The sequence below is a fragment of the Bacillus inaquosorum genome (assembly GCF_023238325.1).
Classification (GTDB): Bacteria; Bacillota; Bacilli; order Bacillales; family Bacillaceae; genus Bacillus; species Bacillus inaquosorum.
Window position 1 is genome coordinate 212,672 of record NZ_CP096592.1, and the last position, 26,805, is coordinate 239,476.

Consider the following 26,805-nt stretch of genomic DNA (forward strand, 5'->3'; position numbering starts at 1 on the left):
ACATATTACGATGTGTTTATTTTTTGAATTAACATATCGATATTTCGTGATATGTTTATTATGATTAAGGAGTGAAATTTTATGTCTAACACTTGGAAAATTTACATTTTAGCCATTGTCAGCTTTTTAGTTGGAACCTCAGAGTATATTATTTCCGGTATTTTGGATCACATTGCTCATACACTCGGGATAACCTTGGCTGCCGCGGGCCAGCTTATTACGATCTTTTCACTTGTCTATGCTCTTTCCACACCCATACTTATGGCATTGACAGCAAGTATGGATAGACGCAAATTGATGATGTATGCTCTCGGTTTGTTTGTGTTCGGCAATATCTTGGCCTTTGTCCTGCCTGGTTATGGATGGTTTATTGCAGCGCGGATCATTATGGCGATGGGAGCAGGTATGGTTGTTGTCACCGCATTAACGATTGCCGCTAAGATTGCATCGGAAGGGAAGCAAGGCAGTGCCATCGCTACTGTTGTTATGGGATTTACCGCTTCTTTAATCATTGGTGTTCCGCTTGGAAGAATGATAGCAGTAGCATTAGGCTGGAAGTCTGTATTTGGTGCAATTGCTTTGTTAGGATTGATCGCAATGGCCGTTATATTCTTTACTCTTCCGCATACTGAAGGGGATAAGCCTGTCCCTTTGCTTCAACAGCTTGCTCTTTTCAAAAAACGGAAAGTGGCGATGGGATTATCAATCACTTTCTTCTGGCTCGGGGGATATTCTGTTGCTTATACCTATCTGTCACCGTATCTCTTGAACATTTCAGGAATAAGCGGCAAGCTGCTTAGCGGTGTTTTGCTTATATTTGGAATTGCCAGTTTGGTTGGATCGAAGTTTGGGGGATATAGCACCGATAAATGGGGAGTCCCTTTTACACTCGTCGGCGGGATGACATTGCATATCGTCACACTGGTTGGGCTGTCATTTGTTACTCATTCCTATATCGGAGTGTTGGTGATTCTCATATTATGGTCGTTTGCCGCATGGTCTACCGGTCCGACACAGCAATTTCACCTGGCTACAATAGAACCGGAAATGTCAGGTGTTTTGCTCAGTATTAATCAGTCCATGATGCAACTCGCCATGGCAGTTGGCGCAGGGATAGGGGGCGTTTTTGTAGAAAACGTATCATTGGCTTCGATTACTTGGATTGGTGCGTTAGGAGTTATGATTGCAATTATTGCATCATTGATGATTTTCAATTCGCAACCGAAACAAGCGCTAAAAGATATCAATCAATAATGCAGTGCGTTGTTTTAGTTCTTAAAATTCAATTGCCCTAATATATATTAGATTGCATAGTTACCAGTCCATGTAGAGCCGTCCTTTTAGATCGTTAGGAATTTTTTGATTCTATAAGATGAGATGAATTTAATGAATAAGACCTCTTTGGTTAACTGACCAAAGGGGTCTTTTGTGTCAGTGCTCAGCAGATGCGAGATAACATTAAAAAAGGCGGCGGAGTTTCTTATAATGGGATCTCACAGGATTATTTACAGTGTTTGTAGTATTTAAATGTTAATTGGAGGATAATGCGCTTGCTGGTATATCCTTGTGGAATACGCTGAGTGTCTATTATCAAACGAGAGAGGGGGCCCTTTTATGAAATCAAATGGTGATGAATTGTCGTTATCTGTTCAGAATTTAGCGAATACAAATGAGATCACAATTGTTCAAGCGATAGGGGAGCTAAAGAGATCAGGAAAAGATGCAATACCTGTTTTGGTTGAGGCCTTAAAAGAGGAAGGCTCTTTACGTAATATCGCTGCGGCTGTTTTAGGTGAGTTTGGGGAAGATGCGAGTGAAGCAGCGGAGGAGCTATCACGTTTATTAACAAGTCATGCCGAAGATACACGAATGGCTGCAGCCATTTCACTCATGAGAATCGGGAAGCCCAGTCTGCCCTTTGTCATCAAAATCGCTCAAGAAAGTGAAGGGCAATCACGTTTTTGGGCATCCTGGTGTATTGCATGGATCGATCCGGCTTGCATTGAACCGAAGATGTATGAATGCCTGAAGCACGAGCATGAACATCCTTCAGGAATAGTTGCTCCGTTTGCAGCTGAAGAGGCATTAGGAAAGCTGATTGCTTTTCAGCTGAAAGATAAGGAGGATTGAAGGTAGGATAGTAGATATGGAGGTTTTGTATCGCTAAGCAGATGACACCTTCATGGGATTTTCGGTGAAAATAAGAAAGGACGAGAATTTCTTATTGGCGGTTATCGGCAGCCTTCTCAAGGAGAAAGATATTGAGGAGGCTACCGCTTATTTCTTATCTGTCTAGTTGCCATAAATAAGTTTAATCTTTCACAGACTGGACAATACATTCCTTAATCAGCTTCCACCTGTCACGAGCATTCATAATCAATTCCGATGCAATTGCTACAACCAAGTTTTTCTCCGGAACACAGCAAATCACATTCCCGCCATCGCCCAGTGCTGAGTATGAGAAAACGCCATCCTCATCACGCAGCCACCATAGATAACCGTAGTTATTGGGGTTTATCTCTGTTGATTCGTCAATCCATGATCTCCGAATGATCTGTTGATTGTTCCAAGTACCATGATTCAAATATAGATAACCAAACCGAGCCATATCCCGTGGAGTCAGCGTAAGTCCCCATCCTCCGGTTGAGTTGCCGTCCGGGGCATTTACCCATCCCTTCACGTTTTTTCCGAATAGATCGTCAAAGCCAAATGATTTCATACCATAATAGGGGATTTCTTTCATGCCGATCGGTTTAAATAAGTGCTCGTTGGCAAACTCGCGGGCGCTCTTGCCTGTGCTGCGGGTGATGATGGCTGATAGCAGGTGTGCACCTGCGGTGGAGTATTTAAAAGTGCCGATTGTGCCTCCTTGGCCCAGCATATCCAGCGTATAGGTGATCCAATCAGGCTGCATGCACATCTTGTCGAGTGGTTCGTGCCAGTCTTCAAATGGATAGGGAGCTGTCATCGTGAGAAGGTGGCGTATGGTGATGGCTTGTATTTGTTTATAAGGAGTATCCGGGAAAAAGTACAGAACGTTTTGGTCGACACTTTTGATGTATCCTGCATGTATTGCAATCCCAATGAGGGCTGACATGATACTTTTGGTTACTGAGGCAACATGATGCGTATCATTCGGTCCATAACCATGATAATAGCGCTCATAAGCGATGTATCCATTTCTCACAACCACGATACCGTTTATATTGCTGTATTCGGATTTTATTTTAGGGTCAAGCTCAGACAGTTTATCGGCGTCTATCCCCAAGGCTGCCGGGTCTGCAGTTGGCCAGTCGTTTCTTTGCATGACGTTACCTCTCTTTTTTCTTTATTGGAAAATACACTTCAGTCACAATATCCTCTGGCACACCAGCTTGGTGGTGATCGGTTGCATACACTTCATACGGTGATTGCGCCAAATCATAGCCTTCACCTTCGACCCATTCTCTCAGCTTAGCGTATACGGTTGTTAATTCTGCATATGGTCCCTTCCAAACAGACTTTGCGCAAAGACCTCCGCGTAAATCTCTTGTCTCCCTTACCGTCTCCTCTATTGGAATCGCAAACTCTGTATCATTGCCGGCAGGGTTGTACTCAGGGCTGTGATAAATTGTCATGGGCGTGCCGAGCAAGGTAAGTTTATCAACGGCAATTCTTTCATATAGCCTGCTAAAATACTTCTCATATCCTAAGGCGTAGTCATCACTACTCAGCATTTGGCGTATATAAAGAATGTTCATTGGCTGGGTTTCGGCAAGCATTACTTCTATATCGTCAAACCATGACATCATTGGTTTGCCCTTCTCTGCACGCAGAATGTCTTGATTCATTTGTGTAAGTGTATATTCATAAGCATTAATCTTTTCCTGTACTTCTTGTTTTTGTCGCTGAAGGGTGAAACCAAGCATCTCTTCTGCCTGATCCTCTTCTACATCGAGAATGGTTTTGATTTCTTCCAGAGAAAAATGATACGACTTTAAACGGTTAATCAAGAGCATTTCTTTCAGCTGCCTGATAGAATAATATCGATATCCATTTTCAGGATTAATGTCTTCGGGGTGGATTAATCCGATTTCATCATAGTATCGCAGTGTTTTTGTTGATACTTTGCATATCTTTGAAAATTCACCGATCGATAGCAAACGATCACCTCCATGCTCCAAATGTACACCTTTCCGTAAGGACAAAGTCAAATGTCTAAATAAAATCGACCCAAAATTAATCAGAAATTTATTTTCATGTCGTATCCTTTCCGTATCACGTGAAAGGAGCATCATATGAAAACTTTATGGAAAGTCCTAAAAATCATTTTTGGCAGCTTGGCTGCTTTGGTTTTGCTTGTTTCCGTCTCCGTTTTTATTTATCACCATTACCAGCTAAATAAGGAGGCAGCCTTGCTCAAAGGTAAAGGCATAGTAGTCGATGTTGACGGTAAAAAGATGAATGTGTACGAAGAGGGAAGCGGGAAGGATACGTTTGTGTTTATGTCCGGTTCGGGGATTGCTGCGCCTGCTTATGAGATGAAAGGTTTGTACAGTAAGTTTTCAAAAGAAAACAAGATTGCTGTCGTTGATCGGGCTGGTTATGGATACAGTGATGTGTCTAATGATGACAGAGATATTGATACGGTTCTGGAACAGACGAGGAAAGCGCTTATGAAAAGCGGAAATAAGCCTCCTTATATTTTAATGCCTCATTCCATATCCGGGATTGAAGCGATGTATTGGGCGCAGAAATATCCTAAGGAAATTAAGGCGATTATTGCGATGGATATTGGATTGCCTCAGCAGTATGTCACGTATAAATTGAGCGGGATTGACAGACTGAAAGTGAGAGGGTTCCATCTGTTAACTTCGATTGGTTTTCATCGGTTTATGCCTTCCGCAGTATATAATCCTGAGGTGATTCGGCAGTCGTTTTTAACTGATGAAGAAAAAGAAATCTATAAAGCCATTAATTTCAAACAATTTTTTAATGCAGATATGGAGCATGAGCTTTTACAGTCTTACCAAAACGGTAGGAAATCTGTGAATCTGCCGGCGCCAAAAGAAACTCCCGTCTTGATTTTAGATGCGGTCTCTGACCAAAATAGACATTCAAAGTATGCCATACAAAACCGAAAAGATTATGAAGCGTTTGCGGCTCAATTTAAGACAGCCGATATAAAGGAACTGAGGGGAACACACAGTATTTATTTATATCAGCCTGATCAAATATATAAACTTTCCATGGAGTTTATGAGAAAGGTTCGCTAGGATGAAGGGTTATCATATTTTAATCGTTGAAGACGATGTGATGATTGGTGATTTGCTGCAAAAGATTTTGCAGCGTGAGGGATATCATGTGATGTGGAAAACAGATGGAGTGGATGTACTTTCGGTAATTCAGAAGGTGGATTTGGTCATAATGGATGTGATGCTTCCGGGTGAAGACGGGTATCAAATGTCTGCAAAAATCAAAAAGCTGGGGCTGCGTATTCCGGTCATTTTTCTCTCGGCCCGCAATGACATGGACAGCAAGCTTCAAGGGTTGCAGATCGGCGAGGATTATATGGTGAAGCCCTTTGATCCGAGAGAGCTGCTATTAAGAATGAAGAATATGCTTGAGCATCATTATGGCACCTTTACGCAAATCAAACATTTGTATATTGATGCGGAAACCAAAAAAGTGTTCAATGAAAGCTTGCATGATGAGGTGTTGTTTACTGCGATTGAGCGGAAAATTTTCTTTTATTTATATGAAAATAGGGACAGCACCCTGACAAAGGAACATTTCTTTGAATATCTGTGGCAGCTCGAAGACAGAAACCCGAATATCGTCAATGTGCACATTAAAAAAATAAGAGCCAAAATCAATGATCAAGCGGGTGAGATTATTGAAAATATATATGGAGAAGGGTATCGGCTGAATACCGTTGTGAAGAAATGAAGCTAAAGACAAAATATCAGCTGTTATTATGTACGGCCGTTATTAGTGTTCCTGTGCTATTGCTGGCGGTTAGTATTTTGATGTCGGTGATTTATGAAAGCATATTTAAATCAATGAATCATGGTATGCCTTTTCACAGGTCTTTTGCGTATCCGGCAATGCTCGTTGTATTTTTGTTATCACTCTTATTGTTAGCTTTTTTATTTTCAAAGTCGATTCATTCCCTGCTGCATAAAATCAATCTATTAAATCAAACCATTCGGCATCTGGCGAGTGATCAAAAGGTGCCCGATAAAATAGAAGTGAAACGCGCTGATGAAATCGGGGAACTGACCAAATCGGTCAATTTGTTAATTGAACGGACGACATACCGTGAACTGGAACTGAGACAGCAGGAGGAAATCAAAAAGGAACTTTTGCAAAAACTGCGTCATGACATTAATACACCTTTAACCGCTCTCAGGCTGCAGTTGTTTTATTTGGAAGGCCAATGTCATGATCCGGCCGTATTCGAATCGTTGTATCAGCAAATCGAATATATCTCGGAACTAACCAATGAATTCAATCTATATTCCGCTGAGACGTTAGAAAGTTCTTATATCGTAAATGAAGAAGTGCGCCTAAACGAGCTATTAGAAACAGCGGTGAAAAAGTGGGATTATTTATACAGTATGAATGGGATTGAATTGCACTATAAGCCAGAAGATCAAGAAGTGATATGGATGAGCAACGTGTTATGGATGCAAAGACTGTTCGATAATATTTTTCAAAATACGTTAAAGCATTCAAAAGCTGAAAAGATGGAAGTTACGATTGAACATGGCACTGTTTCTATTCGGGATGACGGTATTGGATTTGATCAGACCCAGAAGAGTGAGGGGCTTGGGTTAAAGATTATTGAGGATATATGCAGACTTCTCGCGATTACTTATGAGCTGCAGACAAATGAGAATGGAACAGGGTTCTTGTTTTCAAAAGAGTGACCCCGCTGATGTTTTTCTTTCTCCCATAAAATATATATAATAGGAAGAAAGAAATGAGGTGATCAGCAATGTTTAAAAAAATCATCAAAACGATCAAGTACCTCTCAGGCAGCTCTAGTGACCGATATCGCAGACACCGGCATTACAGCAGCAGCCGGCGCAGACATTACCGCAGCTACAGCAGCAGCTCAGGCAAAAGAAGACACTACGACCGTTATGGCGGCAGTCATCGTTACAAACGCCGGAGCTACAGCAGCAGTTAATCCAAAAAAAGTTCTTGTTCCGCTTTTGGGACAAGGGTTTTTTTATGTGACCGATTGAATGGCTCGGTTTAAATCTTCACGAATGAAAGCGGTGTGCTGATACTCTTCATCAATGCCCAATAATTTTTTTAGCAGCAGGGTTACTTCTTTTGTGAGCGTTAATTCCTCCATCCAGGTGCCGTTTTTCTTCTTTTTTCCTTTATATTGAGAATACATCAGGAACAACAGCGTTTCTCCAAGATCGAAGAAGTCATCCTGTTTCCTCACCTTTACTTCCTCCGTTTCTTCAGGAGTCAATTGTTTGGCAAGGCCGAAATCGATGAGGCAGAGCCTGCCGTCATTGATGATGATATTAGGCGTTCTGATGTCGCTATGAAATATCAGGCGTTCATGCAGGTATTCTAAAATCTCAAGGAGCTGTGAAATCAGCTGTAACGCCATGAGCTCTGTAAATGGCTGTTTTCGAAAAAATAGTAATTCTTCTATGTTATCTCCCTCAATGAACTGCATGACATAATAAGCTTGTCCGTCAATGATGAAATCTTCTATGAAGGCCGGGATTTGCGGGTGGTGCATGCTTTTGAGCAGTTTCATTTCCTGCTGGAACCGGACTCTTTCTTTTTCCTTTTTCGCTTTTGTCGGCCGTAGCTGTTTTAAGACATAAGAGGTTTGAGTATGGACATCGGTACACAAATAAACCAAGCCATAGCCGCCCATGCCGAGGCATTCTTCAATTTTGTATTGATGATTCAGGATAACGCCATCCTTTAGAGGGCGGTCAAAAAGGAGCTTTTTTAGCTGTTTTAATGCCATGTCTGCACTTCCCTTGGTTGTACTGATTATAGTTTATCAAAACAATTGCCTTCTAGGCTAAAAATAAAAAAGAGCCGGATAACCGGCTCGGTATAAGTTAAAACTGCTTTGTGACATCGTATTCATAATCTATTTTTGCTTTTACATTACTCATCGTCGATTTAGCAGTTGCTAGTGTATTATATTTAAAACTCCATACCTTTGCTACACTGAGTTGATCTGACAAGGATATATCATAAGACCCTGAAGTCGAGCTATTCACAAGAGCACGGCGCCATTCGTTGTTTTCACTCGTCATGATGAAGTGGCGTGTATTTCCCTGGCTTGGTGTTTGAGTGGCGGTTGTTTGTACTCTGGTTACGATGGCATCGCGCGGTATTCCGGATTGATTTGTTAAATCAACCTTGATCACGTTGGAGTCAGAACCTGAGGGACTAAGGCTTGTGTTTCCTTTATTTTCAGCAACGCCGCTGAACTGGAACGTTCCGCTGCCGGATTTGATTCGGTCTTCAATTGAAAGTGTGAAATACATGTTCCCGGTATAGGTGCCGCGTGACACTTTCACATAGAAGGTATCCGTCGTGTTTTGAGCGTCAGCATTGGCATAGATAAATGAAGAAAAAGTGTTAGGATTAATGACTTCTGTACCTTGTGAAACAGGTACTCTGTTCTTATCGTAAATTTCAATTTTCATGCCTGTGTACGTGCTCTGATATGTACTTCTCACGTATACTTTTTCTCCCTTATTAGCTGTAAAAGTGAAATAGGCTTCATCTTGTCCGGCTTCCAGTATCGTTGTATCGATATTCTTATATTTCCAATATCCGATCGGTGCTGCGGTATCAAATGAATTGTTTCCTGTAATAGCAGTGACTCCGGCAGCTGATGCCGAATAAGTAAAGGTGAATAAGACAGACAGCATAATAGCGAATGGAATAAGCCATTTTTTCGTCATGTAAACAACCTCCTTTTATTTCCATCATACATATTAAAGTTTCATGTGTAAATAAATGTTTCTTGAGGTTAATATATACATTGGATTGCCGATAAAAAAGGGTAAGAGAGAATTGTTCAGGAGGGAATCTAATGCGTCTGAATCGGCAATTTATCCGCACCCAGCTGATGGCACAGAACATATTGAATAGGAATGCGGCTACTAAACGCGAGAATACGTCTGAAAATACAGCGGCGGTGCTGGAAAAGGCATACAGCAGGCTTGAGGCACGATCTTCAAATGAAGGAATCAACCAGTTCAATTATTCTAAAACCAGTGTGGCGGGAAACGGCGGGACTTTCAGCAAAGTGTATCAATCAGCGAATGATCAAACAGTGACAGATACAGGGGAAGAAACAGTGATTCAATCCAATAACCCCTATGAATCTGAGAGTGATATCAGAATCAAAATGCTAGATGAAAAATACAGCAGGATGAATGCGATTAACAAAACAAAGTCTGATCCATTAGGCTATATTAAGGATAAGTACCAAAATTCAAAGTCGCCTTATTTCAGAAGTGATCTGTCAGCTGCAGAAAGACAGGCTGCTTACGATAATGAAACAGAATGGCTATTCAAAGGGAAGGCGCAAAACTATAACCTTCAGGATGCTGCGTTTCGCAATGTCACGTTTAATGGAGAAGTGGAAGCTGAGAATGCAAAGGTATATCAGCGAAGCCAGGTTAACCAACAGCTGCAAGTGCTGTTGAACCGAAACCATATTCACATTCCGCAGGGGATAGAGCTGACGTTTACGATTACGCCGATTGACTATAAGGTACAGGTGAGCGGGACAGACGATCAGGCACTGATTGAGCAAATTGAGCAAGTGCTGCAATCTGGAGACAACAGCAAAGAGCTATTTTTACATATCATGAAAAGCCAAAGCAGTGATTCAACACAATTTTCCGAAGAAGCATATAAAAAGTATCAGGCTGCTCGTGAGATGTATGAAGTTACAGGCTATCATTTGAAGGATTTAGAAGTGATTGACGGGCGGTATGTAACGCCTGATGGACGTGACTTATTAGACGTATATAAAGAAGAGCTTGAAAAAAATCCTCTGCAAAAACAAATGGCTTCTTATGCTATATCTCACTACCGTTCAGAGCTCAGTAAAATTGCGGAAGCCGGGTATGATACGATTCCTGATTTCATCTTATCAATTAACTACAGCAATGGATCTTTAAGAGATGTGGGGCAAAGCAAGGGCTATGGCACCGGAGATACCGGGTGGCTTGAGACATTAAAGCACCAAACGGGTGTGAATTATTAGAAAGCTGTTCATTGTGAACAGCTTATTTTTTATGAGAATCAATAGAGGAAATATAATTTTAATATTCAAATAATTTAATTATATTCATATAAAAGATTTTAATCGAAGTTTCGATGAAAAACTTTGAATGAAGGTGTTTGCCTGAAAAAAACAATTGTATTTTCCAGAGAAATTTATTATGATGAAATAAGTAATTTTGGAGATTATATAACAATTTTAAGTTTGAATTTTCTGATTGTTATAACTGATTGATGAGAAGGCAAGCAGGCATGCTGTTTTATCATTTTCGAGTATTTTGGTTAAGAGGAGGAAGAGGAGTGGCAAATAAAGAATTAAAGAGGGGCCTTGGCGCGCGTCATATTCAGATGATCGCCTTGGGCGGTACGATCGGTGTTGGGTTGTTTATGGGTTCTGCCAGCACGATTTCATGGACTGGCCCGTCTGTCCTTCTGGCTTATGCAATATGCGGAATTTTTATCTTTTTTATTATGCGTGCGATGGGTGAAATGCTTTATGTCGAGCCGAGCACGGGTTCTTTTGCGACATTCGGCCATCAATATATTCATCCGCTGGCAGGTTATATAACAGCTTGGAGCAACTGGTTCCAGTGGATTATCGTCGGCATGTCAGAAATTATCGCTGTCGGTTCTTATATGAAGTATTGGTTCCCGGATTTACCTGCTTGGATACCTGGTATCGTGGCAATGGTGATTCTTGGTGCGGCGAACTTAATTTCTGTTAAGTCATTTGGCGAATTTGAGTTTTGGTTTGCGATGATTAAAATCGTGACGATTATCTTGATGATTATTGCGGGAATCGGGATTATTTTCTTCGGGTTTGGCAACGGCGGAGATGCGATCGGATTGTCGAACTTGTGGTCTCACGGGGGCTTCTTTGCGGGCGGTTTCTCAGGTTTCTTCTTTGCACTGTCTCTCGTCATTGCGGCCTATCAAGGAGTTGAGCTGATCGGGATTACAGCCGGTGAAGCGAAGGACCCGCAAAACACGCTAAGAAGTGCGATTCAAAGTATTATCTGGCGTATTTTGATTTTCTATATTGGCGCTATCTTTGTGATCGTGACAGTTTATCCTTGGGATGAGCTCAATTCACTTGGAAGCCCGTTCGTGTCTACGTTCGCGAAAATCGGAATTACGGCAGCCGCCGGCATTATTAACTTTGTCGTGATTACAGCGGCAATGTCCGGCTGTAACAGCGGTATTTTCAGTGCGGGCCGTATGCTTTATACATTAGGCGTCAATGGACAAGCGCCGAAATTCTTTAAGAAGATTTCACGCAATGGTGTGCCGCTGTATGGCACAATTGCGGTACTGATCGGTTTGGCTGTCGGTGTTGTGCTGAACTATATTGCGCCGCCGAAGATCTTTGTATATGTATACAGCGCAAGCGTGCTGCCCGGCATGATTCCTTGGTTTATCATTTTGATCAGTCACATCGGATTCAGAAAAGCGAAGGGCGCTGCATTAGATAAACATCCATTCAAAATGCCGTTTGCACCTTTCACAAACTATTTGACGATTGCTTTCTTGCTGATGGTTCTGGTCGGCATGTGGTTTAATGATGATACTCGCATTTCTCTGATTGTAGGCGTGATATTCTTAGCGCTTGTGGTCATGAGTTATTATGTGTTTGGGATTGGCAAACGTGCGCAGGCCAATTTGACAAAAAGCAGCCAAGCGGCTGAATAACCATAGAAAAAAGAGACATTCACAGATGTCTCTTTTTTTATTTTTGGCGTATGGATTTTCCCTATTTCAGCAAGCTATAGGGTAAAGATAGCAGAAGGAAAGGTGTTCAAAAATGGATGTTACACTCGGTTATTTGCGCGAATCACTTTCAAACCATCTTGAAAATGAAGTCTGCCAGCGGATTTGCAAGAAGATGCTGGCGAAGCGGTATGTGAATGAAGAGGAATTTGTAAAAGACTTAGATGACAATGAAATGTCTTTTTTGAACCATGTATTAGAGAAAGAAATTAAGTATGCCCAGAATGAACAGGATCAAAAACGAGCCAAGGAATTAAACGAGGTGTATGAATTACTGCTTTGAAAGGCGGGGAAGAAATGGGAGCAATTGAACGAAGCGGATATACATTTCAGCCGGAGTTTAGCGTCGTCCGTCAAAATGGAGCCATCCATGTGTACCATCACGGAGAATTTGTGGAAGAAATCGAGTTTGAATTTAACGGGGAATATCCCGATCATGATTTGATTGAAGAGCTTGTGAATCATTATTGTTTTGAGCATGACATTTAGAGCCCTGCCTATGTGCAGGGCTCTTTTATTTAGGATGTGATCAGGCCATACTTTTTCAGGATATCCACTGTGATGTTTTTGGCTTTTGTGCCGGAATCATCAACATTGGTGACAAAAATATAAGAGCCATGCTCTGTTTTGATGAATCCGACAAACCAGCCTAATCCCATGTCTGTCAGGCGGGTTCCGGTTTTTCCGTAGAGCGTGTAGTGATCTCCTTCCTCTTGAATCATCATGCGCTTGACGGTTTTCATCACCGATTTGTCAAATGGAAGCTCCTCTTTAAAAAATTTCTCCAAAAAGGCTTCTTGTTCCAACGGAGATATTGTCAGAGAGCTTTGCAGCCAAAACTGGTCGATTCCCCCGCTGATATCTTCGTTGCCGTATGACAGAGTATGAAGCCATGTTTTCATTCTTTCCTCGCCGATATCTCTCGCTAATGCCTGGTAATACCAGATTGCGGATTCACGTATCGCCGATCCTAGCGTATGGTCGCGGTTCCATGATTCGAATTCGCGCTTGACCCCGTCCCACCGTTTGACATCGTATTCATCCCGAACAGCTTGTACCTGCAAACCGATTAAGGCGTTCACGACCTTAAAGGTGGACTGCGGGGTTTGTCTTTTGTTTGCCCGTTCTCTGTTGTAGACAAAGGTCTTATCCTTTTGCACATCGTGAAGAATGAAGGTTCCATCCGTATCCTTGAATTCGTCATCGACATTCATTCGGCTGACATTCAGGTGTTTTTCATAGGCAGACGTTGCTGCGTGGACGGAAAAGCCGCCGATCCCTGCAATACTCAGCACAAGCACAACATATATCCATTTCTTCATTTTGTTCTCCCCTTTGTTTTGATCAACTACCTTTTCTCTATTTCTTCTTTTCTTCCTTTAAAAAGTGCTCAAAAAGCGCTTAAATTTGATTCCGTAAACAAATACTGTTATTGGGTTTATTCTCGTAAGATAACGTGTAAAAAGAGGGTAAAAAGGAAGGCAGGGTAAGCGAATGAATGAGCAGATTCCACATGACAAAAGTCTCGATAACAGCCTGACGCTGATGCAGGAAGGATATTTGTTTATTAAAAACAGAACAGAGCGCTACCAATCAGATCTGTTTCAGGCTCGTTTATTGGGAAAAACCTTTATTTGCATGACAGGAGCTGAGGCGGCGAAGGTGTTTTATGATACGGAGCGGTTTCAGCGGCAGAACGCTTTGCCGAAACGGGTACAGAAAACGCTGTTTGGCGTCAATGCGATTCAGACGATGGATGGCGGCGCACATATTCATCGGAAGATGCTTTTTCTGTCATTAATGACTCCGCAGCATCAAAAGCGGCTGGCTGAGCTGATGACAGAGGAGTGGGAAGCGGCAGTCACGAGATGGGAGAAGGCAGATCAGGTTGTGTTATTTGAAGAAGCAAAAGAAATTCTATGCCGGGTTGCGTGCTATTGGGCAGGTGTTCCGCTGAAGGAAACAGAAGTCAAAGAGCGAGCAGATGACTTCATTGATATGGTTGACGCGTTCGGTGCTGTGGGGCCGCGGCATTGGAAGGGAAGAAGAGCAAGGCCGCGTGCGGAAGAGTGGATTGAAAGAATGATTGAAGATGTTCGTGCCGGCTTGCTGAAAACATCTGCCGGAACAGCACTGCATGAGATGGCTTTTCACACACAAGAAGATGGAAGCCAGCTGGATTCCCGAATGGCAGCCATTGAGCTGATGAATGTACTGAGGCCTATTGTTGCTATTTCTTACTTTCTTGTGTTTTCAGCTTTGGCGCTTCATGAACATCCGAAGTATAAGGAATGGCTGCGGTCTGGAAGCAGCCGGGAAAGAGAAATGTTTGTGCAGGAGGTCCGCAGATATTATCCGTTTGGCCCGTTTGTAGGGGCGCTTGTCAAAAAGGACTTTGAATGGAATAACTGTGAGTTTAAGAAGGGCACATCGGTACTGCTTGATGTTTATGGAACGAATCACGATCCTCGGTTATGGGATCATCCTGAAGAATTTCGGCCGGAGCGATTTGCGGAGCGGGAGGAAAATCCGTTTGATTTGATTCCTCAAGGCGGGGGGCACGCCGAGAAAGGCCATCGCTGTCCAGGGGAAGGCATTACAATTGAAGTCATGAAAGCGAGCCTGGATTTTCTCGTCAATCAGATTGAATACGACGTGCCGGAACAATCGCTGCATTACAGTCTTGCCAGAATGCCGTCATTGCCTGAAAGCGGTTTTGTGATGAGCGGCATTAGACGGAAGAGTTAAATCAAAAAAGCTCCCTTCTTTATGAAGAGAGCTTCTTTGTTTACTTCTTTTTTTCATCGTAGTATTGGACGGGGTACATGGAGCCTTCTGATACCATTTTGTTGTCTTCGATATCTTCCGGGTGCGGGTGTCCTGCTTTATCGACTGGGAACGTGTCCATGTCTGGCTGTTTGGTCATTTTCATTTTCATGCTGTGAATGAATTCTCTTGCCTTTTGGCGATTTGACGGGTCTTTTAATAGATAAGAAGTGATGCCGACGGTTGAAACAGCGAGACCTGAAAGTAACAGCTTTTGTTTCATGGTAATACTCCTTTCTATTGTAAGAGTAGTGTTTCCTGTATCATTCCCGTTTTGCTTATGGCTAAACCTATTGTGTTTTTATTATTAATATTTGCAGTAAATTCCATTTAGAAAGAAACTAGTGACTTCATTCCTGTATTGGAAGGTAATATACATTGACTTATTATTACTTTTAGCCACAATTCGATAAATATTGACAAAGTAAAGTAATCAGAATAATAATATAATTAGCGAGATAATGTCATCATACATGAAAGGTGTTTACGATATGAATCAATTGCATCGAAGAATGGGAACGTTTTCCCTCATGATGGTCGGGCTCGGATCGATGATCGGTTCAGGCTGGCTGTTTGGGGCTTGGCGTGCGGCCCAAATAGCAGGACCAGCTGCTATTATTTCATGGATTATTGGAATGGTCGTTATTTTATTTATTGCTCTTTCTTACAGTGAATTAGGTTCTATGTTCCCTGAAGCCGGGGGAATGGTAAAATATACGCAATATTCACACGGTTCGTTTATTGGATTTATCGCAGGCTGGGCCAACTGGATTGCGATTGTGTCCGTTATTCCGGTTGAAGCGGTGGCCTCTGTTCAATATATGAGCTCGTGGCCTTGGGAATGGGCGAAATGGACAAGCGGTTTGGTGAAGAATGGAACGCTGACTGGGGAAGGACTCGCATTTGCCTCTGTATTGCTTCTCATTTATTTTCTGCTGAACTACTGGACAGTCAATCTATTTTCCAAAGCGAATTCATTCATTACGATTTTTAAAATTATTATTCCAGGCCTGACGATTGGAGCTTTGCTGTTTGTTGGGTTTCACGGAGAAAACTTTACGGCCGGTCAAAGTATTGCGCCGAATGGCTGGGCGAGTGTGCTGACGGCTGTTGCAACTTCCGGTATCGTCTTTGCATTTAACGGTTTCCAAAGTCCGATCAATATGGCGGGTGAAGCGAAAAATCCGGGAAGATCGATTCCGATTGCGGTTGTTGGCTCCCTAATCGTTGCGACCGTGATTTATGTACTGCTGCAGGTAGCCTTCATCGGAGCGGTGAATCCTTCTGATATCGCTCACGGCTGGAGCCATCTGAATTTTAATTCTCCTTTTGCTGATTTGGCGATTGCGCTGAATATTAACTGGCTTGTCATTGTGTTGTATGCGGATGCGTTTGTGTCACCGTCTGGCACAGGGATTACGTATACTGCGACAACGTCCCGCATGATTTACGGAATGGAGAAAAACAAATACATGCCGAGTATATTCGGGAAGCTTCATCCGATTTACGGCGTTCCGCGCCAAGCGATGTTTTTTAACTTGATTGTTTCGTTCATCTTTTTGTTCCTGTTTAGAGGGTGGGGCGTGTTAGCGGAAATTATTTCTGTCGCCACGTTAATTTCGTATATCACCGGCCCGATTACAGTAATGACTTTGAGACGGACGGGGAAAGACCTGTACAGGCCTCTTCGTTTAAAAGGCTTAAGCGTGATTGCGCCGCTTGGGTTTATCTTTGCGTCGCTGGTGCTGTATTGGGCACGCTGGCCGTTAACAGGACAGGTTCTGTTTATCATCCTGATCGGTCTTCCAATTTATTTCTATTATCAGGCGAAGGCGAAATGGAAAGGGTTTGGCCAAAACTTTAAGGCCGGCGTCTGGATGGTGTTTTATCTGCTGGTCATGATGATTATATCTTATTTGGGCAGTGATAAATTCGGCGGGCTGAATGTCATTCATTACGGCTGGGATATGGTTCTGATTGCGGTTGTATCACTTGTATTCTATGTGTGGGCGCTGAAGAGCGGCTACCAAACAGAATACTTAAAGGATGCGAAAGAGATTAATTCTCAGCTGTTTAACGGACAGTCAGAAGCTGCTGCTGGAAAAGAATAAATGAAAAACCTTGCGCTGTGGGCGCAAGGTTTTTTTGTGCCGATTTGGTCATTGTCGGCGCGAAATGTTACACCAATGTAAATGTGGTTTGGACTTAAAAGGCCCATTGTTAAGTTAGTGTAAATTTGTCCGGGGATTCATTTACAATCATATGAACTTGAAACATAATCGTAGGGAGTTTTGCTGAATATGTCGAGACAGAGGTGAAAGCGTTGGCGATTGATGTACAAACATTACTGTTTGAGTTTCTCGGGGGTCTTGGTATTTTCCTGATTGGGATTAAGTTCATGGGAGACGGACTTCAGAAATCGGCTGGAGATAGATTAAGAAATATTTTAGACCGTTTTACAAGCAATCCACTGATGGGTGTATTGGCAGGGATCATTGTGACGGTTTTGATTCAGAGCAGTTCCGGAACAACGGTTATCACTGTAGGGCTTGTCAGTGCGGGCTTTATGACGCTTCGCCAGGCCATTGGCGTCATTATGGGAGCCAATATTGGAACAACGGTTACTGCGTTTATTATCGGAATTGACATAGGGGCCTATGCATTGCCGATTATTGCTGTCGGCGGATTTTTACTGTTTTTCTTTAAGCATAAAAATGTGCAGAATGCGGGCCAGATTGTGTTTGGGTTCGGAGCATTGTTTTATGGGCTGGAGCTAATGAGCGGCGGCATGAAACCGCTCCGTTCACTTGAGGCCTTTCATGATTTAACTGTTAGTATGAGCACCAATCCGGTTCTGGGTGTTGTCATTGGGACTTTGTTTACGGTTCTCGTGCAAAGTTCCAGTGCCACGATTGGTATCCTGCAAGGTTTATTTTCAGATGGGCTGATTGATATTAACGGCGCGCTGCCGGTGTTATTCGGGGATAATATCGGGACGACGATCACAGCGGTGCTTGCGTCTCTTGGCGCATCTGTTGCAGCGAGACGTGCCGCGGCTACTCATGTGCTGTTTAACCTTATCGGAACAGCGATTTTCCTGATTTTGCTTAAACCGTTTACCGCACTAATCTTATCGCTTCAGACTTCGATGGGGCTTGATCCGAAAATGACGATTGCTTTCGCACACGGAATCTTTAATACAACCAATACGATTATACAGCTTCCTTTTGTCGGGTTATTGGCTTTGATCGTAACAAAGCTGATTCCGGGCAAGGATTCAATGGTGGAATACAAGTCACACCTTGATCCGATTTTTATCGAGCAATCTCCATCTATTGCTCTCGGACAAGCAAAAGAAGAAGTGCTGCAAATGGGGAACTTTGCGGTGCAGGGGCTGGAGGTTACAAAACAGTTTTTAGTGACAAAACAGACAAAATACGCGGCGAATGCTTATCAGATAGAGGATGCGGTTAACAATCTTGACCGGAAAATTACCGATTATTTGATCGAGCTTTCTTCAAGTTCTCTCTCAGAGCACGAGTCTGAGGAGCACCATATGCTGATGGACACCGTCAGAGACATTGAAAGAATCGGCGACCACTTCGAAAATGTGATTGAACTGATTGAATATCAGCAGGCGCATCGTGTGGTTATCACTGAATCTGCCATGGCGGATTTAACAGAAATGATGGATTTGACGATTTCTACTGTGAAGGCGTCTATGGAAGCATTGCACCACAATGATGTGAAGATAGCTGAACAAGTCATTGAAAAAGAAGATGATATTGACAAAATGGAACGGAAGCTTCGCAAAAAGCATATTATCCGTCTGAATGAAGGGCTGTGCACTGGACAAGCAGGCATCGTCTTTGTTGATATGATCAGCAACCTGGAGCGTATCGGAGATCATGCGGTGAATATTGCTGAAGCGGTTATTGGTGAAAATCAATAAGAAAAAGCTTAGAATCCTAGGATTCTAAGCTTTTTTGTAGTCTTTTTTAACGTGCTGGAAGACATCAGGGTAATTTGTGAACACTCCTGTCACTCCCCAGTCAAGCAGGCGGCGCATATCTGCTTCTGTATTGACTGTGTAAGGGTGAAGCAGTAGGCCGTGGCTGCGGATAATGCTGACGTTTTCAGCATTCAGTGCTTTATAATCCGGACCCGCACCGACAGCGTATGTTTTGATTTCTTCCAGGTCAGCATCTGTCATTGACGCCATTTGTTTGGCTTCCAGCAATTGAACAGTTGGCAGGTTTGGCTGTAATTGATGGATTTTTACCAGACTTTCTTTGCTGAACGATTGAATGATCACTTGGCCGGGCTTAGCATGTTTGCCTAGTAATTTATGTTTCTGTAAAGAAGCGATCAGTTTTTCTTCCATGCCTGGGTAGGTGTCAGGCGATTTTGTTTCAATGTAGTAGTTCGCGTGTTTTCCGAAACGGTTTAATACTTCGTCTAATGTAGGAACTTTAAGGCCGGCGTACTTCCGCTTTGCTTTTTCCGGATAGGCTTCATTAAACCAAGAACCTGCGTCAAGTTTCTTAATGTCTGCAAGCGTATGGTCTTTCACCCAGCCCGTTCCGTTTGTGGTGCGGTCCAGTTTTTCATCATGCATGACAATCAATTTGCCGTCTTTTGTCATTTGCAGATCCAGTTCAATATAGTCTGCTTTCATTTTCTGAGCGGTTTCGTAAGACAGGATCGTGTGCTCAGGCACATATCCGGAAGCCCCTCTGTGCGCAACCGTCAGGATACGGTCAGGTGACAGCAGGTTTCCTTTTGACGCTGCCGACACTGGTGTTACCATAAATGAGAGTAAGCCCAGCGACAGAAGAACCAGGGCCAGTATTCTATTTTTTCGCATGATTTCTCCTCCTTATAGATAGGCAGTACCTGTCTTTCATATTAAAAAACAGATGTAAACGGCGTGTTGGAAAACTATTAATCTTTTATGTTTCTTTCTTAAACGTGCTCAGCCCGTTTTCCTGTATTCCACGTCATAGCTAAAAAGACGATAGCAAGAATGCAGGAAGAGATCAGCATAATAAAGCCGCCGTTCCAATCAAACCGGTCAACGACAAAGCCCATAATGGCGTTGGCAAAGGCCGATCCGCCGATGTATCCGAAAAATCCGGTCAAACCGGCTGCAGTTCCGGCTGCTTTTTTGGGCGCGAGATCAATCGCTTGCAGGCCGATCAGCATAACAGGTCCGTAGATTAAGAAGCCAATGCTGATCAGGGCGATGTTGTCTACCAGCGGATTGCCGGCCGGATTCAGCCAGTACACCAATACGGCAATGAAAACGCCCGCCATAAACAAAACGCCTGCCGGTGCCCGGCGGCTTTTGAAGAATCGGTCACTGATCCATCCGCACAAGATTGTTCCCGGTATGCCGGCGTATTCGTAAAGAAAATACGACCAGCGCGAGTCTTCAGGAGAAAAGCCTTTGGCTTCTGTTAAGTAAGTAGGCGCCCAGTCAACCACGCCGTACCGCACGAAATAAACAAATACATTGGCAAACGCGATGTACCAAAGAAATTTATTGTTCAGTACATATTGAAAAAGAATTTCTTTTGTTGTTAATTCTTTTTCCTGATTTTTAAAAGCGTGTTTTGGGTAGTCATTCCGATACTCTTCAATTGGCGGAAGTCCGCAAGATTGAGGTGTATCGCGCACCAATAAAACAATCAAAAATGAAATGATAATGGCAATGATGGCAGGGAAGAAAAACACGCTTTTCCAAGTCACGAACATCGCGATGCCAAGAGTGACAAGCGGTGCGAGAATTCCGCCGCCTATGTTATGGGCGACATTCCAGATCGACATTTTGGTGCCGCGTTCACTAATGGAAAACCAATGGGCCATCGTCCTTCCGCATGGCGGCCAGCCCATTCCTTGAAACCATCCGTTGATAAACATAAAGATAAACATGATGGTGACGCTCGAAGTCACCCAAGGCATTGAAACGAAAAGGATATTAACAATTGCTGATAAAAATAAGCCTGTCGCGAGAAAATACCTTGGGTTACAGCGATCAGACACCATGCCCATAATAAATTTGCTGAATCCGTACGCAATCGACACAGCGGCCAGCACTAAGCCCAGTTCTGTTTTTGAAAACCCCTGTTCCTGCAGATAAGGAATGGCAAAGGCAAAGTTTTTCCGCAGCAGGTAGTAGCCTGCGTAGCCGATGAAAATACCAATGAATACTTGCAGCCTTAGTCTTTTATAAGCCGCATCCGTCTTTGAATCATCCAGTCTCTCAATATGAGGAGCCGGTTTAAATATATGAAACATCAAAATCATCCCCCTTTGCTGTATGTGCTGGATGTGTGGTGTGCCTCCTTTCTGAAAAATAAAAAGAGCCAGAAAACACCCCTTGTTAAAAAGGGGATTGATTCCTGGCTCTCCTCATCTCCATCCAAGCTATTAACTTATCGTGATAGCGCTTTCTTAAATTATCATAGTCCGGAGTGATTGTAAACGGGTAATTTTCTAATTGGATTTTAAAATTCTTCTTAATTATTGCGGTTATGTTTTTTTGCAGGCAGCATAAAAATTTGGAGGGAGGCTGTTGCAGGTGGATGAATTAGATATTGCATTCGGTATTTTACCGTTAGGGATTATATTGATATCGGTTGCCGGGACTTGTGTTTGTAAAAACGTGTATCTCATGCCAATGCTTAGTCTGCTCATTTCGTTAGTGCTCACTTTTACCATTTTTAACGAATCATTTTTAGGGTGGGTTGTTGTCTATAGCTTGGTTTCGCTGGCTTTATCCTATATCACATTGATTGTGATCAGGAAAAGAAAAGCTTCAGGAAAATGAAAATGCCCCACTTTCTAACATATCGTTGACTATGGCAACTATATTTGATTATAATTGACTTAATCAACGATATAAGAAAGTGGGGATGAGTTTGAAAACCAGCGAATCAACTGTCGGATTAAAATTCAGAAAGTTCAATCGATTCTACACAAATGTTCTTGGCTTCCTTAATGAGCACATTTACGACAGCCCGTTTTCCTTAACAGAAACAAGGATTTTATTTGAAATTTATAATACGCCTCATTGTACCGCAAAAGCCCTTCAGGATAAGCTTGGGCTTGACCGGGGATATGTCAGCAGGATTTTGAAACAGTTTGAAAAAGAAAATTTGATCTATAAACAAAGGAGCAAAGATGACGCCCGCCACCATTATATTTATGTCACGGAAACGGGGAAAACGATTTATAAAAAGCTGGAGGAGAAAGCCAACGAACAAGTGGAACTGATGCTGAATGAAATTGACCAAAAGGACCAGCACAAGCTTGCGGAAGCGATGGCAGAGATTGAAGCGATCCTTTCACAGTCGCTTTCTTCCAGAACGCCAGACATATCGATTAGAGATTATTTTCTTTCGGATGATCTTCAGCTTCTCATCGAAAAACAGAGACACTTTTATGCGGAGGCTCATGGCTGGGACGACACGTTTTTAGCTTATCTTCATGAGACATTTGATGCGGAAATCGAAAACATATGGATCGCGGAAAGCGGCGGGAAATTTGCCGGCTGTGTCGGGTTGGTCAAACATGATGAACAGACAGTGCAGCTCAGATGGTTCCTCGTTGATGCCGCTTTTCGAGGCAGAGGGCTCGGCACTCAATTGATGGAGCATCTACTTGCATACTGCCGAGACATGAAGTTTGAACGCATTTTCCTTTGGACGGTGAGCACCATGGCTGAGGCTCGTCCGCTCTACGAAAAATTTGGATTCAGGGTAAGTGAAGTGAAAAAAGAAGCGCCATTATGGGGACAGCGTCTGACAGAAGAACGGTGGGATCTGGAGCTGTCATGAAAAGACTGCACTATGCTTGGATCATCGTTTCCGTCACCTTTTTGATCTTATTGGCCGTTCAGGGCGTGCGTCTGTCGTTTGGTGCATTTGTGGAGCCATGGGAACGGCAGTTTTCAATGGATAGAGGCACCATCTCGCTGATTTCTACGCTGAGTTTTATTGTTTATGGCATATCACAGCCTGTGATCGGGCGGCTTGTGGACAAATGGGGTGCTCGGGCAGTTTTGTCATGGAGTGCGTTACTGACAGGAGTCAGCATTTTCTTAACATACTTTGTCACTTCGCCTTGGCAGCTGTTTCTGCTTTATGGGCTGGGTGTCTCGCTTGGCGTTGGCGGAGCGTCGAATGTGGCTGCAAGTGTATTGGTCGTCAATTGGTTCAGCAAAAAGCGGGGACTAGCCTTTGGGATCATGGAAGCAGGCTTTGGCGCGGGGCAGATGCTTCTCGTTCCCGGCTCACTCATGCTGATCCATTGGTTTAGCTGGAAGCTGACGGTTGTAGTGTTGGGGTTGTTGTTAATGGTGATTGTCTTTCCGGCTGCACTGCTGATGCTGCGGAACAATCCTTCAGAAAAGAATGCAGAGCCAATAGGCGGGCTGGCTGAAGCGGAAAAAGAAACAGCATCCAAAACACCAGCTGTTTCAGTGACCGGGATGTTTCGCATGAGACAATTCTGGTTTTTGATTTTGCCGTTTTTGATTTGCGGATTTACGACCGTTGGGCTGATGGATACCCATTTGATTCCGTTTTCTCATGATCACGGCTTTTCAACGACAGTCACAAGTGCAGCTGTCAGTCTGCTCGCCGGCTTTAATATCGCTGGCATCTTACTGTCCGGAATTGTAGCTGACCGGTGGAGCAGCCGGAAAATCCTGTGCTTTTTATATGCGGTGCGCGCGCTGTCGATCGTGATTCTGATTTACAGCCACGAGCCCTACTTGCTGTTAGCCTTTGCCATTTTGTTTGGATTAGTGGACTTCGCAACGGTAGCACCGACTCAAATGCTCGCCACCCAGTACTTTCAAAACTACTCGATCGGCCTCATGATCGGCTGGCTGTCACTCGCCCATCAAATCGGCTCAGCACTCGGCGCATATGTGCCCGGCGTCATCTATACTGTAACGGGTGAGTATACACTGGCTTTTTATTTGTCGATTGGGATGCTCGTGCTGGCGAGCGTGATGAATGCGATGCTGAGGGAGCCCGCGTCGGTCACACGTGACAGTGCGGCTGTGGTGGAGAAGGTGTGAAGAGAGGAAGAAGGAGCATCTCTGATGTTGGGATTATTCAGAGATGCTTTTTTTGTATTTTTGTTCTAATACGAAGTCAATCATTCCGACAATGCGGGTGTTTTCGGATTTTTGTTTGAAGTTTTGGGAGATTTGAATGGCTTTTGCGTTTTTAAAACAAGAGGCAAGCCAGATAAACCCGACAACAACAAAAAATAATCTAGCAAGTAAACTCCCTGCATGGGGTAATTCATTCGTTGTAAAATATAAAAATAGAGTAACTAATGTGCCGTAGACTACTGTTTTTATACTATGTATAAGAGTCAGCTGGGGCTCGCTAAAGAATACTTTTAGCTGATTCAGCATGATAGAATCCTGTTTGGTTAGAAAAGCCAGGATTTCTTTATCATTTTCCTTGTACTGTGTAATTGTTTCGGCTGTTTTTACGGTCTCTTTAAATGTTTGTTGATTTAGAATCATCCAGTATCCTCCTTAAAAGTAAAGCACTACATGAGATGTGATATAAATAACCCATGTAGTGCTGGTATATTATTTATTCGCAGAAGGGAATAAAGCTAAAAACGCACTAATAAAAGCTACGGTTCCTCCTACTGCTAAGGATTCAGGTATAGCTGTTATCAAGACAACAACTCCTAATACAGTAGCCACTCCAAAAGAAATATCAGTAAGAGTAGATTCCCAATCTGGAGAGTATACTTCCTCAGTATCTGGTAAAGCAAAGTGCTTCTGTTTTATTTTAAACGTAATTGTAGTTGTAAGTCCATCTGGCACTGTCACCTACTGGAATATAAGGGGTAAAAATTTTTAACTTGAATATTTAACGATAGAGTGGTTGAATTTACATAAACCTCCAAATAACCATTGCGTGCTGATAAGCTGAGACTGTTTAAAAGGTTTTGGTAAGAGTCAATTTGTGACGCAGTGAGAGAGGTTTGTGTCTGCCCATAAACCCGTGAAATAGACAACGTTAAGCATCCATTTTACATCCGTTCTCCATCAGCTTCGCCTTCGGTTTCAGCTCTGAAATGTAGAGGCCTAAAAGTGTAAGCGCACCTCCCAGAAGAGCGATCCATGTCATGTTTTCGTGCAGGATCAGGATGGAAGCGGCGATTGTGATGACCGGGACCATGTAAATATACGCGCTGGATTTGACGGCTCCGAGCACACCGACTGAGTAATTCCATGTGGCGAAGCACAGGGCGGAAGCGCCGATGCCGAGGAAGAGCATGTTGAGTACATTTGAAGCGGATGAAAATCGGCTCAGGTCAAAATGGAAGTCGAACAAAAATAAAGCGGGAACCATAAACAACAAACCGTAGAAAAACACTCTCTGTGTCAGCTCGATGATGTGATAATCGTACGCGCTTAATTTTTTCATAAAAATCGAGTAGCCTCCAAACACGAGAGCGGCACCGACTGCCATGATGTCTCCGAACGGATTCAGACGCAGTACGACATTGCCGTTGAACGTAATCAATAAAAGCCCGATCAGTGCTGCCCCAAATCCAATGAAAAAAGTCAGCCGCAATTTTTCGCCTTCAAGCAGAAAGTGAGCCAGTACAGCAGTAATCATCGGGATAATGGACACAATCATGCCGACATTTGAAGCGTATGTATACGTAAGGGCTATATTTTCTAATAAAAAGTAAAGTGTTACGCCAAATAAACCTGCCCCGGCAAATAACAGCTCATGCCGCCAGTTTTTGAATGGAATCATTTTGGGACGTACGAGAATAAGAGCAATAAAGCCCATCAAAAACCGGTAAAATAATATTTCCATTGGCGTAAAATCAGCCAGCAGCACCTTTGTCGAAATAAAGGTCGTCCCCCAAATCAGAATGGTCACAATGGCTGCGGTATGCCCGGCCGTTTCTCTTTGTGTGCTCATCTTTGAAGCTCCTTTTCAAAAATCTTCATGTATTGCTTCGGCGTCAGCCCCACCTGCCGTTTGAAAAACTTCGTCATATGGCTTTGATCGCTGAATCCTGTCTGAAATGCCGCATCGATCGGTCTTACCCCTTGTTCAAGGAGTTTTTTCGCTTGATTAATCCGGATTGTCTCCAGGTAGCTATTAGGCGTAATTCCTTTTTGTTTTGTAAATGAACGCAATAAATGATATTTGCTCCATCCTGTTAATTCACTCAAATCATTGAGCGTAACGTTCTCAGCGTAATGTTTTTCTAGAAATCCGCAAACCATTTTGACTTCGTCGGATGGTTCCGGAATGCTGTTGAGGAACGTGACGTCTGAATAACGGCGGATCAGCTCTTCCAGTAAATGAAGAAACAGCTCCTCCTTGCGCAAAGCCTGCTTTTCCTCGGAAATCAGAATGTGCAATTCCTGCAGGCTGGATGTCAGCTCGTGGCGGAATAACACATGCTGGGAGAAATAAGGGAGATGCCCGGCGCCCGTAATCTCTTCGACCGCCTTCTCCATGACATCGGGCATCACATTGATACACCGATAATCAAGCGTCCGCCCGTCAATCTGCTCACAGCTATGCGTGTCACGGGGGTTAAAGAGGAGAAGATCACCTGGATTGATGATATATTCTTGATCTTGGCAGGCCAGATACCGCTGTCCTTTTTCAATAAAGCCAATCACATAATAATCGTGGAAGTGGTTCGGGAATTTTTGCATAATCCCCTTGAAGCGGTAGGCTTCTATATGAAGATGCGGGTCAAGTTGCAGTGTTCGGGTTTCGTTTTGCATGGGATGCCTCCTGTCGGTGTGGTGGTCTTGGGTTAAGTGTAGCATGATTTTTGGGGATTTCTTGTATGATGTTGCTGTTTGGAATAGAGAAAGCAGACCGTGATTGGTCTGCTTTCGATTAAGAATGTAAAGAT

At 43.2% G+C, this 26,805-nt stretch carries 27 protein-coding genes and 1 pseudogene; 16 read left to right on the forward strand and 12 right to left on the reverse strand.

The window, feature by feature from the left end; all coding sequences use genetic code 11:
• The first annotated feature begins 81 nt into the window (after positions 1-81).
• Positions 82-1,254 carry an MFS transporter gene (locus M1M80_RS01190; protein WP_060397821.1) on the forward strand — a complete coding sequence of 391 codons (1,173 nt, stop codon included), beginning with the start codon at positions 82-84 and terminating at the stop codon, positions 1,252-1,254.
• Positions 1,255-1,614: 360 nt separating this feature from the next.
• The gene (gene skfG / locus M1M80_RS01195) at positions 1,615-2,130 is read left to right on the forward strand and encodes a sporulation killing factor biosynthesis/export protein SkfG (RefSeq protein ID WP_060397822.1); all 516 of its coding nucleotides are present in this window, start codon (positions 1,615-1,617) and stop codon (positions 2,128-2,130) included.
• 181 nt (positions 2,131-2,311) lie between these two features.
• On the opposite strand, the gene M1M80_RS01200 is transcribed toward skfG, so the two are convergent.
• Both M1M80_RS01200 and M1M80_RS01205 read right to left on the reverse strand, forming a co-directional pair.
• On the reverse strand, positions 2,312-3,307 hold the full coding sequence (locus M1M80_RS01200) for a serine hydrolase domain-containing protein (RefSeq protein ID WP_060397823.1): 996 nt from the start codon (positions 3,305-3,307) through the stop codon (positions 2,312-2,314).
• Between the two features lie 4 nt (positions 3,308-3,311).
• Positions 3,312-4,142 (reverse strand): MerR family transcriptional regulator, encoded by an 831-nt coding sequence (locus tag M1M80_RS01205; RefSeq protein ID WP_060397824.1) that lies wholly within the window; start codon positions 4,140-4,142, stop codon positions 3,312-3,314.
• Positions 4,143-4,277: 135 nt separating this feature from the next.
• Here M1M80_RS01205 and M1M80_RS01210 point away from each other — a divergent pair, with 135 nt between their 5' ends.
• The 4 genes from M1M80_RS01210 to M1M80_RS01225 all read left to right on the forward strand — a co-directional run bounded on the left by M1M80_RS01210 (position 4,278) and on the right by M1M80_RS01225 (position 7,232).
• Positions 4,278-5,255, forward strand: coding sequence for an alpha/beta hydrolase (locus M1M80_RS01210; RefSeq protein ID WP_060397825.1), 978 nt, complete (start codon positions 4,278-4,280; stop codon positions 5,253-5,255).
• Position 5,256: 1 nt separating this feature from the next.
• A complete protein-coding gene (ybdJ, locus tag M1M80_RS01215) occupies positions 5,257-5,928 on the forward strand; it encodes a two-component system response regulator YbdJ (RefSeq protein WP_060397826.1) in 672 nt (223 codons plus the stop codon).
• A complete protein-coding gene (gene ybdK, locus M1M80_RS01220; RefSeq protein WP_060397827.1) occupies positions 5,925-6,911 on the forward strand; it encodes a two-component system sensor histidine kinase YbdK in 987 nt (328 codons plus the stop codon). The genes ybdJ and ybdK overlap by 4 nt, the downstream gene beginning before the upstream one ends.
• 117 nt (positions 6,912-7,028) lie before the next feature.
• Positions 7,029-7,232, forward strand: coding sequence for a hypothetical protein (locus tag M1M80_RS01225; RefSeq protein WP_003241419.1), 204 nt, complete (start codon positions 7,029-7,031; stop codon positions 7,230-7,232).
• Here M1M80_RS01225 and M1M80_RS01230 read toward each other — a convergent pair.
• Positions 7,217-7,987 (reverse strand): serine/threonine-protein kinase, encoded by a 771-nt coding sequence (locus M1M80_RS01230; protein ID WP_060397828.1) that lies wholly within the window; start codon positions 7,985-7,987, stop codon positions 7,217-7,219. The two genes, M1M80_RS01225 and M1M80_RS01230, sit on opposite strands and share 16 nt — an antisense overlap.
• Positions 7,988-8,084: 97 nt before the next feature.
• Entirely contained in the window at positions 8,085-8,942 is an 858-nt protein-coding gene (locus M1M80_RS01235) for a hypothetical protein (protein ID WP_060397829.1), read from the reverse strand.
• Between the two features lie 131 nt (positions 8,943-9,073).
• Between M1M80_RS01235 and M1M80_RS01240 the strand changes: the two genes are divergently transcribed.
• From M1M80_RS01240 to M1M80_RS01255, 4 genes are all read left to right on the forward strand, one after another.
• A complete protein-coding gene (locus M1M80_RS01240) occupies positions 9,074-10,258 on the forward strand; it encodes a DUF4885 domain-containing protein (protein ID WP_060397830.1) in 1,185 nt (394 codons plus the stop codon).
• A gap of 317 nt (positions 10,259-10,575) precedes the next feature.
• Positions 10,576-11,964, forward strand: a complete 1,389-nt coding sequence (locus M1M80_RS01245; protein ID WP_019257328.1) for an amino acid permease — start codon at positions 10,576-10,578, stop codon at positions 11,962-11,964.
• A gap of 112 nt (positions 11,965-12,076) precedes the next feature.
• Positions 12,077-12,325: a sigma-G-dependent sporulation-specific acid-soluble spore protein CsgA gene (gene csgA, locus M1M80_RS01250; RefSeq protein ID WP_003241413.1), complete on the forward strand. Its 249-nt coding sequence runs from the start codon at positions 12,077-12,079 to the stop codon at positions 12,323-12,325.
• 14 nt (positions 12,326-12,339) lie between these two features.
• Complete coding sequence (locus M1M80_RS01255) at positions 12,340-12,531, forward strand: DUF5370 family protein (protein WP_041521120.1); 192 nt, start codon at positions 12,340-12,342, stop codon at positions 12,529-12,531.
• Positions 12,532-12,560: 29 nt separating this feature from the next.
• On the opposite strand, the gene blaOXA is transcribed toward M1M80_RS01255, so the two are convergent.
• On the reverse strand, positions 12,561-13,364 hold the full coding sequence (gene blaOXA / locus M1M80_RS01260) for a class D beta-lactamase (protein ID WP_060397831.1): 804 nt from the start codon (positions 13,362-13,364) through the stop codon (positions 12,561-12,563).
• 172 nt (positions 13,365-13,536) lie between these two features.
• On the opposite strand from blaOXA, the gene cypC reads away from it, so the two are divergent.
• A complete protein-coding gene (cypC, locus tag M1M80_RS01265; protein ID WP_060397832.1) occupies positions 13,537-14,790 on the forward strand; it encodes a CYP152 family fatty-acid peroxygenase CypC in 1,254 nt (417 codons plus the stop codon).
• Between the two features lie 40 nt (positions 14,791-14,830).
• Here cypC and M1M80_RS01270 read toward each other — a convergent pair whose 3' ends face one another.
• Positions 14,831-15,091, reverse strand: coding sequence for a hypothetical protein (locus tag M1M80_RS01270; RefSeq protein ID WP_003241409.1), 261 nt, complete (start codon positions 15,089-15,091; stop codon positions 14,831-14,833).
• Between the two features lie 268 nt (positions 15,092-15,359).
• On the opposite strand from M1M80_RS01270, the gene M1M80_RS01275 reads away from it, so the two are divergent.
• Positions 15,360-16,979: an APC family permease gene (locus M1M80_RS01275; RefSeq protein WP_019257332.1), complete on the forward strand. Its 1,620-nt coding sequence runs from the start codon at positions 15,360-15,362 to the stop codon at positions 16,977-16,979.
• Between the two features lie 212 nt (positions 16,980-17,191).
• Positions 17,192-18,820: a Na/Pi cotransporter family protein gene (locus M1M80_RS01280; RefSeq protein ID WP_019257333.1), complete on the forward strand. Its 1,629-nt coding sequence runs from the start codon at positions 17,192-17,194 to the stop codon at positions 18,818-18,820.
• A gap of 24 nt (positions 18,821-18,844) precedes the next feature.
• On the opposite strand, the gene M1M80_RS01285 is transcribed toward M1M80_RS01280, so the two are convergent.
• Together M1M80_RS01285 and glpT are read right to left on the reverse strand one after the other, a co-directional pair.
• Positions 18,845-19,735, reverse strand: a complete 891-nt coding sequence (locus M1M80_RS01285; protein ID WP_060397833.1) for a glycerophosphodiester phosphodiesterase — start codon at positions 19,733-19,735, stop codon at positions 18,845-18,847.
• Between the two features lie 98 nt (positions 19,736-19,833).
• Positions 19,834-21,168 (reverse strand): glycerol-3-phosphate transporter, encoded by a 1,335-nt coding sequence (gene glpT / locus M1M80_RS01290; protein ID WP_003241404.1) that lies wholly within the window; start codon positions 21,166-21,168, stop codon positions 19,834-19,836.
• 283 nt (positions 21,169-21,451) lie between these two features.
• Here glpT and M1M80_RS01295 point away from each other — a divergent pair, with 283 nt between their 5' ends.
• The 3 genes from M1M80_RS01295 to M1M80_RS01305 all read left to right on the forward strand — a co-directional run bounded on the left by M1M80_RS01295 (position 21,452) and on the right by M1M80_RS01305 (position 23,959).
• Positions 21,452-21,700, forward strand: a complete 249-nt coding sequence (locus tag M1M80_RS01295; protein WP_003241403.1) for a YbeF family protein — start codon at positions 21,452-21,454, stop codon at positions 21,698-21,700.
• Between the two features lie 91 nt (positions 21,701-21,791).
• The gene (locus tag M1M80_RS01300; RefSeq protein ID WP_080428955.1) at positions 21,792-22,709 is read left to right on the forward strand and encodes a bifunctional helix-turn-helix transcriptional regulator/GNAT family N-acetyltransferase; all 918 of its coding nucleotides are present in this window, start codon (positions 21,792-21,794) and stop codon (positions 22,707-22,709) included.
• A complete protein-coding gene (locus M1M80_RS01305) occupies positions 22,706-23,959 on the forward strand; it encodes an MFS transporter (protein ID WP_060397835.1) in 1,254 nt (417 codons plus the stop codon). The genes M1M80_RS01300 and M1M80_RS01305 overlap by 4 nt, the downstream gene beginning before the upstream one ends.
• A gap of 33 nt (positions 23,960-23,992) precedes the next feature.
• On the opposite strand, the gene M1M80_RS01310 is transcribed toward M1M80_RS01305, so the two are convergent.
• The 4 genes and pseudogenes from M1M80_RS01310 to M1M80_RS01325 all read right to left on the reverse strand — a co-directional run bounded on the left by M1M80_RS01310 (position 23,993) and on the right by M1M80_RS01325 (position 26,671).
• Complete coding sequence (locus M1M80_RS01310) at positions 23,993-24,418, reverse strand: hypothetical protein (protein WP_060397836.1); 426 nt, start codon at positions 24,416-24,418, stop codon at positions 23,993-23,995.
• Positions 24,419-24,487: 69 nt separating this feature from the next.
• Positions 24,488-24,903, reverse strand: a pseudogene (locus M1M80_RS01315) (glycoside hydrolase domain-containing protein); the annotation flags it as partial.
• Between the two features lie 23 nt (positions 24,904-24,926).
• Complete coding sequence (locus M1M80_RS01320) at positions 24,927-25,847, reverse strand: DMT family transporter (RefSeq protein ID WP_060397838.1); 921 nt, start codon at positions 25,845-25,847, stop codon at positions 24,927-24,929.
• The gene (locus tag M1M80_RS01325) at positions 25,844-26,671 is read right to left on the reverse strand and encodes an AraC family ligand binding domain-containing protein (protein WP_019257343.1); all 828 of its coding nucleotides are present in this window, start codon (positions 26,669-26,671) and stop codon (positions 25,844-25,846) included. Before M1M80_RS01325 ends, M1M80_RS01320 begins: the two co-directional genes overlap by 4 nt.
• Positions 26,672-26,805 lie beyond the last annotated feature (134 nt).